Raw genomic sequence first — 16,092 nt, 5'->3', positions numbered from 1 at the left:
AAAGCAGCGATCAATGCGACAATGGCGTCATGACGTCGTCGCCCCCGTCCTCGCCCAACGCCGGTTCCCGTCCCGGCGGCCGCTCCGCCAAGGTCCGCGCGGCCGTCCACCGGGCCGTCCAGGAACTCGTGCGGGAGGACAACGCCGATGTGCTGACGATCCCCGCGGTGGCCGCCCGCGCCGGGGTGCACGCCACCACGGTCTACCGCCGGTGGGGCTCCATGGGCGACCTGCTGGCGGACGTCGCCACCAGTCGCTTCAGCGGCGACATCGTGGTACCGGACACCAAGAGCCTGCGCGAGGACCTGGAGCGCTACGCCTACGACCTGGCCCGGGACCTCGGCGACCCGGACACCCTCGCGCTGGTCCGCGCCACCATCGGCACCGGTGGTGAACAGGGGGCGGCGGCCTGTCGCGGCGAGCGGCAGGCGGGGCTCGAAGCCATGCTCGAACGCGAGAAGGCCCGCGGCGGACAACCGCCGACACTGGAACGCACCACCGACGCCGTGCTCGCCCCCCTCTACTACCGGGCGGTCTTCACCAACGAGCCCCTCTCCCCCCGATGGGCACGCGACCTCGTCTCCCACCTGCTGCCGGAGTGACGAACCTGCCCCGCGGCGGCTCTGGGCCCCTGGAGGGGCACCCGTTTCCCCTGGTCGGCATGGTGGAGGACCCGGCAGCGGCCTCCGGGCCCGGCGCGAGCCGGGCCCGTGGGAACGGCCGCACCGAGCACTCGGGACGGGGGTACGTGACCGTTACCGGGCCATCACCTCGGCGAGGAACCTGGCGGTCGCTTCGGGGGCCTCGACGGGGAAGTGGTGGCTGCCGAGGTCCGTCAGGACGATGTCGAAGCGGTCCCGGTAGCGCTCGAGCGCGTCCCGGCCGGTGAGCGCGCGTATCGCGAAGACGGTGATGGGCTGCCGGGTCTCGCGCAGGACGGCGTCCATGTCCCAGTCGATCAGACCCTCGATCGCCCGTCGTCCGGCGGGCTGTCGCACGGCTGACATCTTGCCGAAGTAGACCTCACCGAGGGCGGGATCGATGCCGGCCGGTGTGCCGCCCTCGACCAGACCCCGTACCGCGCCGTCGAAGTCCTCCCGGAAGGCACGTCGTGCCTCCTCCGCTTCCTTGTCCCCCTGTGCCGGGAACAGGCCCAGGTAGTGCAGGGCGTCCAGGGCGACGATGTGCGAGACGGTGTCGGGCAGCAGCCGGCCGAGTTCGACGGCGACGGCGCCGCCCATGGAGTGTCCGGCGACCACGGCCGAGCCGACCGACTCGGCCTCCAGCACGGCCGCCACGTCGTGGGCGAACTCCTCGATCGTCCAGATGTCCCGCGTGGAGCGGGACTCACCGTGCTCGGCCAGGTCGACCGCGAGCACCCGGTGGCCCTTCGGCAGATGGCGGGTCACCTCGTCGTAGTCGTCGCGGCTGAGGGCCCAGCCGTGGATCAGGACCAGTGTGGGGCCGTCGGCCGGGCCGCTCGCCGTGTACCGGATCGTGGTGTGGTCGCCGCGCTGGACCCGGCGGTGCTGCCCCGTGGTGGTTTCCGTCGTCATGGTGTGTGTCTCCTTGGTGATGGGCGGGGTGTGACGCCCCCGTCGCGGAACGGTTCGTGGTGGGCGGCGCGGCGGGGCGGGCCGGGGGCTCACTCGACCGGCGCCTCGGTGGTGCGGCGCCGGGCGCGCGGTTGATTGAGGCGCAGGGTGAGGGCGGTGAGGGTGATGGCCGCGATGGCGGTCGCGTAGATCTCGGTGGCGGTCCGCAGGCCGAGGAGGGTGACGGCGATGCCGCCGAGGACGGCGGGCACGCTGTTGCCCAGGTAGTTGATGATGTTGGCCAGAGTGAAGACCGCGCTGCGCTCGTACGGGCGGGCGATGCGGGTGAAGGTGCCGAAGGATGCCAGTACCGAGGCGCCCACGCCGAATCCGGCGACGACGGTTCCGGCGGCCGAGAGCAGGGCCTGGTTCTGGGTCACACCGGCCAGCGAGACCAGGGTGCCGAGGCCGAGCAGGACGGACGCGGGGGCGAGCAGCGCGGATGCCGGGCGGGAGCGGAGCAGGAAGATCGCGAGCGCTCCGGTGCCGGCCAGCAGTGTGACGACGACGCCGCCGATCAGGTGGCTGCGCACGCCGAAGAGCTGGGCCGCGACGGACGGCCCGAGGGAGAGGTACATCCCGGTCAGCGCCCAGCTGGCGATCATGACCGGGATCACCGGGACGATGTCCGCCCGCAGATGGGAGGGCATGGCGACCTTCGGGCGGAGCGAGGCCAGGGCGCCGGGCCGGCGCTGCGCGGTCTCCGGCATCCGGGTCACGAGCAGCGCGGCGAGGACCATGCCGGCGATCAGCATCCCGTAGACGAGGCGGGTCGGGGCGGGGCCGTACTCCACCAGGACGCCGGAGCCGAGGGCACCGAAGGCGAGGCCGGTCAAGGGGGCCACCGAGTTGATGACACCGGCCCGGCCGCGGGCACGGGCCGGTTCCAGGTCGACGAGGGTGGCGCTCAGGGTCGTGGTCGCGGCGCCGGTCGCGATGCCCTGCAGCACCCGGGCGACGGACAGTACGACCACGTTCCCGGCGGTGAGGAACAGAACGAGGGCGATCATCTCCAGGCCGATTGCCCCGGCCAGGACAGGCCGCCGGCCTAGGTGGTCGGAGAGCCCGCCGACGGTGAGCAGCGCGCCGAGCAGGCCGACCACGTAGAGGGCGAAGACAACGGTCAGCACCCAGGCGGAGAAGCCCCACTGCTGCTGGTAGATCACGTACAGCGGGGACGGTGCGCTGGAGGCGGCCAGGAAGAGAACGAGTACGGCGGCGACCGCGGCGAAGGCGCCTGTCCCACCGCGGCGGTGCTTGTCCTCCGGCGGCGGGCGGTGCGGGCGGTGCGGGCGGTGGGGCCCACCACCGGGTCGGTCGACCACAGTGCGGGTGACGGCGGTGAGGGCGGCGTACAAAGACATGCGAACCTCGCAGTGATCATTGCCTTTAGATGGAGAGCCTAACCCAAAACGCAGCGACAGCTGCAATATAAACGCAGTGTTGACTGCGTCACGTAGTCGGCCCGAGAAACCCTCCGGGCGGGCGGACTCTCGTGCGTCACACGCGTCGTCACGCCGCCGACCTGGAACGACGCCGTTCTCCTGGAAGGTCCGTGAACGCTTCGCTGCCGCTACCGGTGACCGTCGGGCAGCAGTATCTGTGCATGCGTCTGGAGACCCTGCGCGAGTGGGCCCGCACGGAGCGGACCCACTTCGAGGCTGCGGAGGGCGGGGGCGGCAGCGCGGGTCCGCAGCTGTCCGGCGCGTGCTCCACGCCAGCTGCGCTGTGGCCCGACCAGACGCTGATACCCGGCATCTCGCGGTTGACCCGGCGCTGATGGCCGGCCATGCCGCCGCGCGCCGGGGCTGTCAGATGGCTCCCCCAGCAGTCAGCGCTCGTGCCGCACAGAGGTCGTATCGATGTCCGCGGACCTGCCGTGCACGTCGACAGGACGGAGCTCCGGGAGCGGGACACCGCTCTCATCAACGAGAACTGAATGCGTTTCGGCCGGTGCGAAGGCGTGCCGTTCACCCCACTGACGCGCGGCCACGATGACGGCGAAGAGGTCTCGGCCCGCGGCTGTGAGGACGTAGTTCTGTCGCCGTCCGGTCGGGGCGGTCTGCCGCTCGAGGATTCCTCGTTCGACCAAGCGTCGCAGGCGGTCGGTGAGGATGTTTCGCGCGATTCCCGTGCGGTGCTGGAAGTCGGTGAACGCTCGCGCGCCGTCCATCGCGTCGCGAATGATCAGCAGGCTCCACCGGTCTCCGACCAGGTCGAGCGTGCGTGCGACGGGGCAGGCGGGGTCGGTCCAGGACATCTCCTTCGCACGGGACACAGTGCGAGCCATGATGACTCCTCCTGAAGAGTTGCGGATCGAAACCATTCTGCCGTACCTTCATTTTGGTTTCAATTTGCTACTCATCGGGGGGTGTGTCAGTGAGTCTCACGTCTGGCCGGAGGATGCTGTTCGCCGTGATCTGCGCGGTCACAGTCGCGACGATCTACGTGGCGCAGCCCGTACTGGCCCAGATCGGCGGTGACCTGGGCCTGCCGGAAGCCGACTTGGGATGGATCGTCACCACCGGGCAGCTCGGCTACCTGATCGGCTTGGCTCTTCTTGTCCCTCTGGGCGACATGTTCGACCGGCGCAAGCTCATCGCCGGGCACCTTCTCCTCGCCGCGGTCGGCACGGCCCTGGCCGCGGTCGCTGCCCAGCTGTGGCTCCTGCTTGCCGGGCTGGCCCTCGCCGGCCTCTTCGCGGTCGTTGTTCAGACCACGGTCGCCTTCGCCGCCGACCTGTCCACCGCAGCGGAACGCGGCCGCACACTCGGAGCCGTGACCTCCGGTGTCATCATCGGCATTCTCGGAGCGCGCGTGGTCGCCGGCAGTCTCGCTGCGCTCTGGGGCTGGCGAAGCATCTACGTGGCGATCACCGTGCTCCTCCTCGCGCTCGCCTGCTTCGTGTTGAAGCTCCTGCCATCCGACCCGCGCGACCGCCAGGCCTCGTATGGCGCGGTCATGGTCTCGCTGGGGCGCCTGTTCCGTGAGCGCCTGTTCGTCTCACGTGGACTGATCGCGTTCTTCCTGTTCGCTTCCTTCGGCACGCTGTGGAGCGGCCTGGCGCTGCCGCTCGCAGCCGAACCATGGCATCTGAGCACGGCCCAGATCGGTCTCTTCGGGATCGCCGGGCTCGCCGGGGCGCTGGGCGCCTCCCGAGCCGGGCAGGGGGCCGACGCCGGCCGCGCCCACACCATCACCGGCGGTGCGCTTGCCCTGCTGGCTGCTTCATGGCTGGCGACGGGACAAGCGTCCTGGTCGCTCTGGCCGGTGATCGTCGGCGTGATCGTTCTCGACTTCGCGGTGCAGGCAGTACACGTCAGCAATCAACACCTGCTGACGGCCGCGTACTCACACCAGACGAGCAGCGTCATCGGCGGCTACATGCTCTTCTACTCCTTGGGCTCTGCCCTCGGAGCAACCGGCACCACCGCGGTGTACTCGGCCGCGGGGTGGGCTGGATCCAGCCTTCTCGGCGCCGCCTTCGCCCTGTGCGCACTCCTTGTCTGGGCCGTCAACCGGCACCCAGCGGCCGATGCGCGACGAGACGCGCTCGTGTAACTGCCCCATCCTGTCCCGCGCAGCCCAGACCCGTGGGGAAGGCGAATCAGTACATGACCCATGCGAACGCACCGCTGTCCACCGGGGGTACCGGTAGTTCTTCGACCGCTCGGCGTCGGTGTGGTCGCGGGTGGGTACCAGGGTGCCGTCCCCGATGAGCACGGTGTCCTTGGCGAACCGCTTGCGGGGCTGGAGTGCGAGCAGGGGTCCGAGGTGGTTGTTGACCCGACCGGCCGTGGACTTCGAGACGCCGAACAGCGGAGCGAACTGCCGCAACGTCAGATTGGTGCGCCAGTAGGCCGTGACCAGCAACATCCGGTCCTCCAGCGGCAAACTCCATGGCCGTCCTCGATGGACCGCATCTGCTCCATCGCGCCGCAGCGTGGTCAGCAACTTGCCGAAGCAGCGCGGGTTCAGCCCCGTGAACGGGGTTGTCCAGGAAGGCTCCGATGCCGTGATCACACTCGCCACATCATGATGATCACTCAGGCCGGCTCAATGCCGAGACAACCCCACGACTACGCTGATCGGGGCAGTCCACAGTGCGCAAGACCGGGGGAAACCGTGAACCGACCGCTGCTGTTCCTCGACGTGGACGGGCCGCTCAACCCCTATGCAGCCAAGCCGGAGAGGCGTCCCGACGGCTACACCACACTCAGAGTCCCCCGAAACGACGTCGATGAGGACGACAGTGGCTTCTCGTCCCGACGGCGCCCCCTGCGTGTCTGGCTCAACCCGGAACACGGACGATTCCTGCTCCAGCTCGGTTTCGAGTTGTGCTGGGCCACCACATGGATGGACGACGCCAACCGGTGTATCGCCCCGGTCCTCGGCCTTCCGGAACTTCCCTTCGTGGACTTCGGCGACGTCCTGCTCCAAGAACGCCCTGATGGAGTGCACTGGAAGACCGGGCCGCTGGTGGACTACGCGTACGACCGTCCCTTCGCCTGGGTGGACGACGAGCAAAGCGAGCTGGATCAGACCTACGTGACCGTCCACCACCAAGGGTCCGGGCTTCTCCACCACGTCGACCCGCGGATCGGCCTCCGGGAGAACGACTTCCACACACTCGCCGGCTTCGCCCGCTCCCTGGACACCTCACGAACCACCGGCTGAACACCTCGCCAGCTCTCCAGACTGCTCCGTACTCGGAGCCAAGATCTTTGCGGGACAGCCCCTGGCTCCGCGTCGGCGACGGTCGTGCCGGTCAGGCGGCTGGACATCATAGGTGTGTCCGCTCCAGAAGGACGCCTTGATCTCATCAAACTTCATCGGCTCCTGCGCTCGGGCCGGCGTGGCGAATCAGCTGGTCAAGCTCTTCGGCGGAGTCGGCGGCGAGGCGGTGGATGCCCTGAAGGCTCGTTGCACGGATCAGGCGCCCGTCCTCGACGTGCTTGAGCAGTCGCTCGCCCCGGCGGGATGTGTACGTCAGCCGCTCCAGCAGGTCCCCTGGGACCGGGACGACCGTGTCGAACCTGAGCGGGAAACCTGGCGGCCCGATGAGCACTTCGGTGGCACGTCCGAGCCGGCGTTCTCGTAGGGGACGATGCGAGCTACGTGACGGGCCCCTCTCAGTGATACCTCCCCGGTATCCGCCGTCATTGGGGACCGGGGACCCTTCTAGAGGTTGCGCAGATAGGTGCTGTGGGGGCCTCGGCGGCCCTGCACGGCTGGGCGTGGACACCGTCCGCTTCGGCCGGATCGACACCCCACTCTTGCACTCGCGGCCGGGGCTGGACTCCGACGACGCGATCATCGCCGCCGGGCCAATCACTCCTTCCGGCCGCTTCGGCACCGCCGAGAAGCCGCCGCCTCGGCCCTTTACAGCGAAGCGGCCGTCTGCTGGCGTGCCGGGGGCGAGAAGGCGGCGAACGCAGCGTCCAGCAGGTCGCCAAGGTCTTCTTGGCCGCCGCTCGCACTCCACTGCCCGAGGACGATCCACAGGCATTCGAGTGCTGCTGCCGCGCGCACGTTGGCGATGACCGGTGATCCGTCGGCCGAGGAGGCCGTCTCCCGCAGCCGGGCGACGATCTCCGGCCGCCATTCAGTCTGCTTCTCGCGGAGCCGTGCGCACAGGGCCGGGGTCTGGTCGACGAGGCCGAGGACCGTCACCAGTTCCTGGACATCGCGCACGAGGAATGTCACGGCTGATTCCAGGGCGTTGCGCAGCCTGTCCCAGTCGTCCTCGTTACCCCGGTCGGCGTCGAGCGCGTCGGTGATGACGTCACCGACGGGGTCGAAGACGAACAGGACTACGTCCTCCTTGGTTCCGAAGTAGCGCAGGAAAGTGCTCCGCGACACTCCGGCGGCCTCGGCGAGGTCGGCGAAGGTGACCTGGTTGAAGCCGGTGAGGCAAAACCGGTTGAACGCCACGCGGGCCAGCTCTGCTCGTACCGCGTGGCGGCCGATCTCACGGGTACCGACGGGTGCTGCACTCATGGAGCCAAGTGTACTGCGCCACACTCGTTTGCCTTTATGCGCCTCGATTCCTACTCTGATACTCAGTGTCAGTCGCGACACTGAAAGTCGCGACGCTTGCCTGGTCGGCGGCACGGTCATGCGCCGGCCCTCATGTGAAGTGGAGCGCCCCATGAGCTACGACGACCTCTCCGCCCTGACGATCGACGTCTCGGACGGGGTCGCGACGGTGACAATCGACCACCCGCCGCTCAATCTGATGGACGCGGTCCTGCTGCCGTCCCTGCGGGCGTTCATCGCGCGGGTGCGGGACGACGCCGACGTCCGCGTCATCGTCTTCGAGAGCGCCGACTCGGAGTTCTTCATCGCGCACGGTGACATGGCCTACCTCACCGACCCGGACGCGCTGCCCGAAGCCACCCGCGCCGCGATCGCGGCCGCACCGGACGCGACCATTCCCGAGGGGCTGAACATCCTCCAGGCGCTGAGCGAGGAGGTCCGCTCGCTGCCGCAAGTCACCATCGGCAAGCTCGCGGGTTTCGCGCGTGGCGCGGGCAACGAGTTCTTCATGTACTTGGACATGCGCTTCGCGGCGATCGGCAAGTCAGGGCAGGGACAGCCGGAGTCCTTGATGGGGATTCTCCCCGGAGGCGGTGGCACGGTGAACATGACGCGCCTCGCGGGCCGCGCCCGCGCGCTGGAACTCATCCTCGGCGCCGAACTCGTGGGCGCGGAACTCGCGGAACGCTACGGCCTGATCAACCGTGCGCTGCCCGCCGGGGAACTCGACGCATTCGTCGGCACCCTGGCCCGACGGATCGCCGGCCTGCGACCGGAGGTCATCTCCATCACCAAGGCCGCGGTCGACGCGATCGCTCCTCCGATTCCTCACACGGCGTACGCCGTGGAGAACGAGGGCCTGTACGCGGCGTTCGGCGACGACGTCACCGAACTCGCCCACAAGCTGCTCGCTGCCGGTATCCAGACCCGCGAGGGTGAACGGGACCACGAGCGCATCGCCAACAGCATCTGAATGCCCAAGCTCTCGCCATCCGTGGACAGAGGCTGCGCGGGAAGAGTTCCTCAGCCATCGCCGGCACGCGCGTTGACGAGTGGTCAGGTCGACGACCTCCATTCGCCGGGCCTGTCGGTAACACGACCCGCTGAAGCGCCGGAAGCAGCGACCAGAGGGGTGGATGGCACAAGCAGCCGTAGGTTTGACAACGCCGTTCGGCCCGCGCATAGGCGCGGTTGGGAAGGCAGGTAGCCGAGCGGGCACAGGCCCCGTTGATCATGGAGGTGTTGACGCTCTGTGATCACCGAGGAGACCTGTGCCCGCGCTTCCATCATGGCTGACCGAGCCGCTCTGGGACCAATTCGCGATCCTGCTGCCCGAGCGGCCGGAATACCACCCGGACCATCCACTTGGCTGCCACCGGCGACGCATCAGCGACCGGATCATCCTCGACAAGCTGCTGCGACTGCTGCGCTTCGGCTGTTCTTACGAGGCGATCGCTGACGCAACCTGCTCGGCCACCACGATCCGCAGCCGCCGCGACGAATGGATACGACTGGGCGTCTTCGCCCGACTCAAGCAGATCGCGCTCGACGCCTACGACCGGATCGTCGGTCTCGTCCTCGACCAGATCGCCGTAGACGCTCGGGCATGACGGACGGACACGGCATTCCACTGGGGCGTGTTCTGGCCGGTGCCAACCGCCATGACTCCCCACTGCTCGCCCCGACCCTGGACCACCTCGACGACCCGGGTCCGTTGCCCGCCGAGGTCACCGTCCACCTGGACGCCGGCTACGACTCGAACAAGACCCGCACGATGCTCGACGAACGCGACCTGCACGGCCGCATCGCGCACAAAGGCGAGAAGGCGCCCGTCCAGGCCAGTCAACGCTGGCACGTCGAACGCACCCACGCATGGCAGAACGCCTTCCACCGCCTCGCCCGCTGCTACGAGCGGCGAGCCACCGTCATCGACGCCTTCTTCGACCTCACCGACACAATCATCACCGTCCGCAGCCCAATCCGGCGAGCATGGGTGACTCACCGCTGGGACGAACGCCCGAACCGCCGACCATGACCGCACCCCTTTCCGCGTCATCTCTTAGCCGCTGCGGTCGGTCAACAAACCGGTCACGACCCTGATGCCTCGGTCGCGGCCCGGGTCTGGGCACGGCGTCCGACGCGGTACGCACCAGTTCGAGTACGAGCCTCAGCGCTCCACGATGCGTGTTCGGACGACAATCCGAGCCGACGCTTCCAGCGACGGCAAGGGCCTGACCCGCTGAGCAGCGACTTCACACTCCATGCGGGAGGCTCCGTCCAAGGCACGCAGCAAACGCTCCTCCTCGTCGGCAGGGAGACGGTGCAGCATCTGGACCATCTCCCCCAGCTCCTGCCCGACCGGCCTCACCGCTCCCCCGCGAGGCCGAGTTCCCCCTTGCTCGTGCCGGTCAGGCCCTCGGTGATCCGCGGACGACGCCACGGGTGCGCGATCGGCTGCGACACCGCCCGCCACCACGCCTCCCCCGGCAGCTCCCCCGCCGGCTCGAACGGCTCCCCCGGCCGCGGGAACGCCACCGCCTGCCCGGACTCGTCGGCCGCGTCCTTCGCCCACTCACCCGGCTCCGCCCACGCGTGCGGCGCCAGGTTGAACGTCCCCCAGTGGATCGGCAGCAGCGCCCCGCGGGGCGTGCCTCCCTGGAGGTCGAGGTGGGCGCGGACGCCCTCCTCGGGGGTCATGTGGATGTCCGGCCAGAACTCGGCGTACGCGCCCAGCTGGATCATCGTGGCGTCGAACGGGCCGTGGGCGGCGCCGATCTCCCGGAAGCCGTCGAAGTAGCCGGTGTCCCCGCTGTGGTAGACGCGGTGTTCCTCCCCGGCGACGACCCAGGACGCCCAGAGGGTGTGCTGCGTGTTGCGCAGCCCGCGTCCGCAGAAGTGCCGGGCCGGGGTCGCCGTGAGGGTGAGGCCGTCGACGCGCGTCGACTCGTGCCAGTCCAGCTCGCGCAGCCGGTCGGGGGAGACACCCCAGTGTTCGAGGTGGGCGCCGACGCCCAGCGGCACGGCGAACACGGTGTCCGTGCCGGCCAGCGCCTTGATGGTCGGCATGTCCAGGTGGTCGTAGTGGTCGTGGGAGACGACGACGACGTCGACCGGGCCGAGGGCGGCCAGTGGCAGCGGCACCGGATGCAGGCGCTTGGGGCCGGCGAAGGGGACCGGGGAACAGCGCTCGCCCCACACGGGGTCGAAGAGCACGCGCCGCCCGTCGATCTCGGCGAGCACGCTGGAGTGGCCCATCCAGGTCAGCCGGAGTCCGGTGGCGGGCGGCCGGGCGAGATCGGCCACGGTGGTGGCGTGCACCGGCACGGTCCCTTGCGGCGCCCGGCGCAGCCGCGCCGTCCTGTCGAAGTAGATCTTCGCGAATTCGGCGGCCGATCCGGAGGGCCGGGTCCGGGCGGGCGGCCCGGGGTTCTGGAAGACACCGTCACGGAAGTTCGGCGATCTGCGGATGCGCGCCATGCGCTCGCCGCTCGGGTCCGCGCCGAAGGTCGCGGGTCGCAGTGAGCGGATCCCGGGACTCGGGGAACGGAAACCGGCCACGGTACCTCCAGGTGCAGTTGTTCAGGTTCTCATTATGGTCGTCACGTCCTACGTCACCTCGAACGACGGAGGTCACATCCGTGTTCCCCCCGGCCGGGGGCCCGCCGGCCCTGTATAGGGTGACGTGCGTGGGGAGAGTCCGGTTGAGCGTGGCGGAGCGGCGCGAGGAACTGCTGTGCGCCGCCATCGAGCAGATATCGGCGCGGGGTGTGGCGGCGTTGCGCATCGCCGACGTGGCCGCGGCACTCGGTGTCAGCAACGCCCTGGTGCTCTACCACTTCTCCACGAAGGAGAGGCTGGTCGCCGAGGCGTTCACCCATGCCGCCGAGGACGATCTGGCCCGTCTGCGCAAGCTGCTCGGCCGTCGCACGTCGGCGCTGCGCCGGCTGCGGGCGGCCGTGCGGTGGTACGCCCCCACCGGGCAGGCCAAGGGCTGGCGGCTGTGGATCGAGGGCTGGGCGGTGGCACTGCGCGAGCCCGCGCTGCGGGAGGTCAGCCGGGAGCTGGACCGGCAGTGGAAGGCGGCGATCGCCGAGGTCATCGCCGAGGGGGTGGCCGCCGGCGAGTTCCCGTGCCCCGAGCCGGACGCGGCCGCCCTGCGTCTGACGGCCCTGCTCGACGGGCTGGCGGTCCAGCTCACGTCGCACGCGGGCACGGTGTCGCGGGCCCGGGCGCAGGAATGGGTGGACGAGGCGCTGGCCCGCGAACTGGGCCTGGAGCCGAGGGCGTTGGCACCCGTGCGACGCCAGGGACCGTCGCACGGGCACCGGCCGCCCGCCGCCGGGCTCAGGCCACCGAGGCGATCCGCGTCTTGATGTCGTCCGGCGACAGCGTCCCCTTGGCCGTGACGTGGTCGCCCGACGACTCGCCGCGCAGCCGGCGCCCGATCCACGGGACCAGGTACTCGCGCGCCCAGTGCACGTCGTCGCGCCGCACGTCCAGCGTGCCGCGGGGCGGCAGGGGCGGCCAGGGCTGGTCGGGGTCGGCCGGGACGCGCAGGCCGAGCGCCTTCCCCGCGCGCAGCGCCACCCGGGTGTGGCCCTCCGGCGACAGGTGCAGCCGGTCGGCGTCCCATGCCCTGCGGTCCTGGACGCTGCGCAGCGACCACAGGTCGAGCACCGGGCAGCCGTAGCGGTCGGCGATGGCCCGCACATGTCCGTTGTACGTGGCGATCTTGCCGCGCAGGTGCTTGAGGACGGGGACGCCCCTGGTGTCGAACCCGGTGGTCACCAGCACGGTCCCGGCGGCCGAGGTCAGTGCGGCCACCGCCAGTTCGAACCGTTCGGCGACCTCGTCGGGGTCGGTGCCCGGCCGGATGATGTCGTTGCCGCCCGCCGCGAACGAGACCAGGTCCGGCGCGAGGGCGACGACCCGCGGGACCTGTTCCGCCACGATCTGGTCGAGCAGCCTGCCGCGCACGGCGAGGTTGGTGTACGTGAAGTCGCCCTCGGGGCGCCGGTCCGCGAGCAGTACGGCGAAACGGTCGGCCCAGCCGACGAACGACCCGTCGGGGCCACAGTCGCCGACGCCCTCGGTGAAGCTGTCCCCCACCGCCACGTACGACCCGATCACTGCTCTGCTGTCACTCTTCGAATCGTCTGCCACGTCGGCCCATGATTCACCGCGCGTTGTGACCTACGCGACCGTAGGAAGGGGTTGACGGGCGGTGAGAAAGGCCACGCCTAAAGTATTCGTCAATTCCGGAATACACCGAAGGCCGGACCCGGGGATCGGGGTCCGGCCTTCGGTGGCGCGAGGGCAGCCTTCGGGCCGCCGTCAGATCGGTGTACCGGGGGTCAGACGGAGACGCCGTGCGAGCGCAGGAACGCGACCGGGTCGATGTCCGAGCCGTAGTCCGGCGTGGTGCGGATCTCGAAGTGCAGGTGCGGGCCGGTCACGTTGCCGGTGGCGCCCGAGAGACCGACCTGCTGGCCCGCCGTCACCGACTGGCCGGCGGAGACGGAGAGCGAGGAGAGGTGGGCGTACTGGGCGTAGTGGCCGTCGGCGAGCTTGATGACGACCTGGTTGCCGTACGCGCCGCCCCAGCCCGCGGAGACCACGGTGCCCGTGCCGACGGCCTTCAGCGAGGTGCCGGTCGGGACGACGAAGTCCGTGCCGGTGTGGTAGCCGCTGGACCACATGCTGCCGGACTGGTGGTACGGCGTGCCGACGGTGCCGCCCGCGACGGGGGAGGTGTAGCCGCTGGTGGTACCGGCGGACTGGGTGCCGGTGTCCGAGGACGCCGAGGAGTCGGAGGAGTCCGAGGAGGAGGTCTTCTCGGTGTCCGCGGACTTCTGGGCCGGCTTCTCGGCGGCCGGCTTCTCGGCGGGCTTCTGCGTCTTCGCGGAGGACGGCGCCGACGCCTTGGCGGCCGGTCCGTCGATCGAGAGCTCGAGGCCGGGGTGGATCAGCGACGGGTCGGAACCGACGGCCTCGCGGTTGTCCGAGTAGAGCTTCTTCCAGCCGCCGTCCACGTCCTGCTCGTCGGCGATCTTCGAAAGGTAGTCACCGCTCTTCACGGTGTACGTCCGGGAATCCGAGTTCTTCTCGGCGCCGTTCGCGGCGGCCTTCTTGGCGGACGTCGGAATGGACTGCGCGGCCTGCTCGGAAACGGAGTGCGCGGGCGCCGCGTTGGCGCCGGCGGCGCCTATCAGCGGGAGCACGAGCGCGGCGCCACCGGTTCCGGCGACGGCGATGGTGCGGGTCAGGCGCATGGCCCTGGTACTGCGGTGCTTACCCTTCGCGGGCATGGCGAATTCCTCTCCGGCGCCTGCGAGGTGAGCTGTCGGGTGCGGGCTGGAGATGCCCGGCCGCGCCGAAACGCGGCTTTACCCCAAGCCGTTCCGGGAACCGGAACAGGCAGTTCTACCTGTGGGTCCCCCGCTCCTGCCGTGTACGGGTGGTGGATGAGTGCGGGCTCCGGTCGGCGGCAGGATTAGGCGTCCGTCCGGATCGGTGGTGAACGTAAGGGACCGGGACGCGCAGGGACAAGCGCGGGGTTCCCCTGGCGGGTGTTTTGATTGATCCTTTGCGGGAACAGCCGGTAACACTGCGTCGATTTCGAGGGCGGCCAATTCCGCGAATTTCCTTGAATGCCAACCGAATTACGTGAACATGACGGGCAACGCACCGTTACGGATATGACGCTGCTCACGCGTCACCCATCCACCTCTCGCCATTTCAGGCGCAGTTGTCATCAAGGCACCAATTCGGACAGACGGCTCTTATCGTCACGCAATACCCCTTGCGGAGCGGCTGCCGCGTCGAGGCGATGCCGTATCGTCGGGTGGTGCGCCCGCCTGCGAGCAGCGTCGGCGGGGCGGAGTGGGAGGAGTCCCCGTGACGCAGCAGGTCCCGTCGACCGAACCCGAGCTGACCGGTGTGCGCAACTTCCGGGACGTGGGCGGACTGCCGACCGTGGACGGGCGGCGGGTGCGGCAGGGGGTGCTCTTCCGCAGCGGTCACCTGGCGCACGCCACCGGCGAGGACGCCGCCTTCCTGGCGTCGCTGGGTCTGCACACGATCTTCGACTTCCGCAACGCGGCCGACCAGAAGCTCGAGGGGCCGGACGTCGAGCTGCCGGGCGTGCGCAACGTGAACCTGCCGCTGAGCGATCCGGCCGACGGCGCCGAGTTCTGGAAGATGGTCCGCGACGGGGACCTGGACCAGCTGCGGGAGATCCTCGCCGACGGCAAGGCCGCCCACCGGATGATCGACTCCTACCGCGTGATGGTCACGGAGCGCACGGCGGAGCACTCCCGGATCCTGCACGCGCTCGCTGAGGACAGCGTCCCCGCGCTGATGCACTGCGCGGCCGGCAAGGACCGCGCGGGCCTGTCGATCGCGGTCGCCCTGCTCGCCCTGGGCGTCGAGCGCGAGGCCGTCGTCGAGGACTACCTGAAGTCGAACGCCGCGCACCGCCGCTACAAGGTGCGCCGCAGCGGTTCCGCCGCCTCCGCGTACTCCCCCGAGGTCATGGAGCTGCTCAGCCCCCTGTTCGACGCGCGCGCCGAGTACCTGGCGGCGGCCTTCCAGACCGTCGACGAGACGTGGGGCGGGGTCGACGCCTACCTGGAGAAGGGGCTGCGGCTCGCTCCCGAGACCCGGGAGCGGCTGCGCGAGCGGATGCTGGACTGAGCCGGACGCCCGCGGCCCGCTACTTGGCGCCCACCTCGAACAGCAGGTAGAGGAAGCCGCCGAAGACGTGCCCCAGGGCGATGTAGACGAGCAGGCGCACCCACAGGGCGCGCGGGAACTTCTCCTGCATGGCACTCATGGCATCTCTCCGGGGGTCGGGCCGAGGCACAGCGCGGCCGTCGGGCTCTGCAACAGGGTGTGGACGAAGAGCAGCTCGACCCCGTCGGGGTCCTGGGCGGCGATCCGGTGCGGGGTCATCGAGTCGAAGTGGGCACTGTCCCCCGCGGCGAGCCGGTGCTCGCTGTCCCCGAGGCGCAGCCGCAGGCGGCCCTTGAGGACATGGAGCCACTCCTCACCGGGGTGTACGCGCACGACGTCGCCCTGGGAGCCGTACGGCACCTGGACGCGCAGCGCCTGCATGCCGCGGCCCGGCGCTCCGGCCTGGTAGTACGTCCAGCCGCCCGCGCTCGTGGGTTCCATGTCGGCACCGCGCACGACGGCGTCCCGGTCGGCGGCCGTCTCGCCCAGCAGCTCGGCGACGGTCGTACCGTAGACACGGGCGAGGGAGAGCAGCATCGGCAGCGAGGGCTGGCGGTGCCCGGTCTCCAGCCGGGAGAGGTGGGCCGGGGACAGCCCGGCGGCGCGGGCCGCGGTCTCGAGGGTGAGGGCGGCCCGCCGCCTCAGCTCACGCAGCTGCGGCGCGACGGCGGCGACCGCCCCCTCGGCGGGGCCGGTCTCGGAGGAGCTCATGCCTCCATTCAGC

General features: G+C 70.0%; 17 protein-coding genes, 2 pseudogenes and 1 riboswitch. Of the genes and pseudogenes, 9 read left to right on the top strand and 10 right to left on the bottom strand.

Annotation, left to right across the window (positions count from 1 at the left end; translation table 11 throughout):
* Positions 1–29 precede the first annotated feature (29 nt).
* On the top strand, positions 30–602 hold the full coding sequence (locus tag BJ961_RS13540; RefSeq protein ID WP_271321554.1) for a TetR/AcrR family transcriptional regulator: 573 nt from the start codon (positions 30–32) through the stop codon (positions 600–602).
* Between the two features lie 153 nt (positions 603–755).
* On the opposite strand, the gene BJ961_RS13535 is transcribed toward BJ961_RS13540, so the two are convergent.
* A complete protein-coding gene (locus BJ961_RS13535; protein WP_271321553.1) occupies positions 756–1,556 on the bottom strand; it encodes an alpha/beta fold hydrolase in 801 nt (266 codons plus the stop codon).
* A gap of 89 nt (positions 1,557–1,645) precedes the next feature.
* The gene (locus tag BJ961_RS13530) at positions 1,646–2,959 is read right to left on the bottom strand and encodes an MFS transporter (protein WP_271321552.1); all 1,314 of its coding nucleotides are present in this window, start codon (positions 2,957–2,959) and stop codon (positions 1,646–1,648) included.
* Positions 2,960–3,150: 191 nt separating this feature from the next.
* On the opposite strand from BJ961_RS13530, the gene BJ961_RS13525 reads away from it, so the two are divergent.
* Entirely contained in the window at positions 3,151–3,375 is a 225-nt protein-coding gene (locus BJ961_RS13525) for a hypothetical protein (protein ID WP_271321551.1), read from the top strand.
* Positions 3,376–3,426: 51 nt separating this feature from the next.
* Here BJ961_RS13525 and BJ961_RS13520 read toward each other — a convergent pair whose 3' ends face one another.
* Positions 3,427–3,885 carry a winged helix-turn-helix transcriptional regulator gene (locus BJ961_RS13520; protein WP_271417040.1) on the bottom strand — a complete coding sequence of 153 codons (459 nt, stop codon included), beginning with the start codon at positions 3,883–3,885 and terminating at the stop codon, positions 3,427–3,429.
* A gap of 113 nt (positions 3,886–3,998) precedes the next feature.
* Between BJ961_RS13520 and BJ961_RS13515 the strand changes: the two genes are divergently transcribed.
* A complete protein-coding gene (locus BJ961_RS13515) occupies positions 3,999–5,156 on the top strand; it encodes an MFS transporter (protein ID WP_271321550.1) in 1,158 nt (385 codons plus the stop codon).
* An 87-nt stretch (positions 5,157–5,243) separates the two neighbouring features.
* Here the strand turns inward: BJ961_RS13515 and BJ961_RS13510 are convergent.
* Positions 5,244–5,627: pseudogene (locus tag BJ961_RS13510) on the bottom strand (helix-turn-helix domain-containing protein); the annotation flags it as partial.
* A gap of 93 nt (positions 5,628–5,720) precedes the next feature.
* Between BJ961_RS13510 and BJ961_RS13505 the strand changes: the two are divergent.
* Entirely contained in the window at positions 5,721–6,272 is a 552-nt protein-coding gene (locus BJ961_RS13505) for a hypothetical protein (RefSeq protein WP_271321549.1), read from the top strand.
* Positions 6,273–6,450: 178 nt separating this feature from the next.
* Positions 6,451–6,696: a hypothetical protein gene (locus BJ961_RS13500; protein WP_271321548.1), complete on the top strand. Its 246-nt coding sequence runs from the start codon at positions 6,451–6,453 to the stop codon at positions 6,694–6,696.
* Positions 6,697–6,977: 281 nt separating this feature from the next.
* Here BJ961_RS13500 and BJ961_RS13495 read toward each other — a convergent pair whose 3' ends face one another.
* The gene (locus tag BJ961_RS13495; protein ID WP_271321547.1) at positions 6,978–7,595 is read right to left on the bottom strand and encodes a TetR/AcrR family transcriptional regulator; all 618 of its coding nucleotides are present in this window, start codon (positions 7,593–7,595) and stop codon (positions 6,978–6,980) included.
* Between the two features lie 151 nt (positions 7,596–7,746).
* On the opposite strand from BJ961_RS13495, the gene BJ961_RS13490 reads away from it, so the two are divergent.
* Together BJ961_RS13490 and BJ961_RS13485 are read left to right on the top strand one after the other, a co-directional pair.
* Positions 7,747–8,607 (top strand): enoyl-CoA hydratase/isomerase family protein, encoded by an 861-nt coding sequence (locus tag BJ961_RS13490; RefSeq protein WP_271321546.1) that lies wholly within the window; start codon positions 7,747–7,749, stop codon positions 8,605–8,607.
* A 298-nt stretch (positions 8,608–8,905) separates the two neighbouring features.
* Positions 8,906–9,669 (top strand): annotated as a pseudogene (locus BJ961_RS13485) (transposase).
* A 329-nt stretch (positions 9,670–9,998) separates the two neighbouring features.
* Here the strand turns inward: BJ961_RS13485 and BJ961_RS13480 are convergent.
* Positions 9,999–11,192: an MBL fold metallo-hydrolase gene (locus BJ961_RS13480; protein WP_271321545.1), complete on the bottom strand. Its 1,194-nt coding sequence runs from the start codon at positions 11,190–11,192 to the stop codon at positions 9,999–10,001.
* A gap of 128 nt (positions 11,193–11,320) precedes the next feature.
* On the opposite strand from BJ961_RS13480, the gene BJ961_RS13475 reads away from it, so the two are divergent.
* Positions 11,321–12,007, top strand: a complete 687-nt coding sequence (locus BJ961_RS13475; RefSeq protein ID WP_271321544.1) for a TetR/AcrR family transcriptional regulator — start codon at positions 11,321–11,323, stop codon at positions 12,005–12,007.
* Here BJ961_RS13475 and BJ961_RS13470 read toward each other — a convergent pair.
* Both BJ961_RS13470 and BJ961_RS13465 read right to left on the bottom strand, forming a co-directional pair.
* A complete protein-coding gene (locus BJ961_RS13470; protein ID WP_271417039.1) occupies positions 11,979–12,764 on the bottom strand; it encodes an SGNH/GDSL hydrolase family protein in 786 nt (261 codons plus the stop codon). The genes BJ961_RS13475 and BJ961_RS13470 overlap by 29 nt on opposite strands.
* Positions 12,765–12,988: 224 nt before the next feature.
* On the bottom strand, positions 12,989–13,942 hold the full coding sequence (locus BJ961_RS13465; protein WP_271321543.1) for a M23 family metallopeptidase: 954 nt from the start codon (positions 13,940–13,942) through the stop codon (positions 12,989–12,991).
* 2 nt (positions 13,943–13,944) lie between these two features.
* Positions 13,945–14,104: riboswitch (cyclic di-AMP (ydaO/yuaA leader) on the bottom strand.
* Between the two features lie 427 nt (positions 14,105–14,531).
* On the opposite strand from BJ961_RS13465, the gene BJ961_RS13460 reads away from it, so the two are divergent.
* Positions 14,532–15,329 (top strand): tyrosine-protein phosphatase, encoded by a 798-nt coding sequence (locus BJ961_RS13460; protein WP_271321542.1) that lies wholly within the window; start codon positions 14,532–14,534, stop codon positions 15,327–15,329.
* 19 nt (positions 15,330–15,348) lie between these two features.
* Here BJ961_RS13460 and BJ961_RS13455 read toward each other — a convergent pair whose 3' ends face one another.
* Positions 15,349–15,468, bottom strand: coding sequence for a DUF6126 family protein (locus BJ961_RS13455; RefSeq protein ID WP_271321541.1), 120 nt, complete (start codon positions 15,466–15,468; stop codon positions 15,349–15,351).
* Positions 15,465–16,079 (bottom strand): helix-turn-helix domain-containing protein, encoded by a 615-nt coding sequence (locus BJ961_RS13450; RefSeq protein WP_271321540.1) that lies wholly within the window; start codon positions 16,077–16,079, stop codon positions 15,465–15,467. The genes BJ961_RS13455 and BJ961_RS13450 overlap by 4 nt, the downstream gene beginning before the upstream one ends.
* Between the last annotated feature and the right edge of the window lie 13 nt (positions 16,080–16,092).

The sequence above is a fragment of the Streptomyces lienomycini genome (genome assembly GCF_027947595.1).
Taxonomy (GTDB): domain Bacteria; phylum Actinomycetota; class Actinomycetes; order Streptomycetales; family Streptomycetaceae; genus Streptomyces; species Streptomyces lienomycini.
This window is presented reverse-complemented; position numbering and strand designations above follow the sequence as displayed.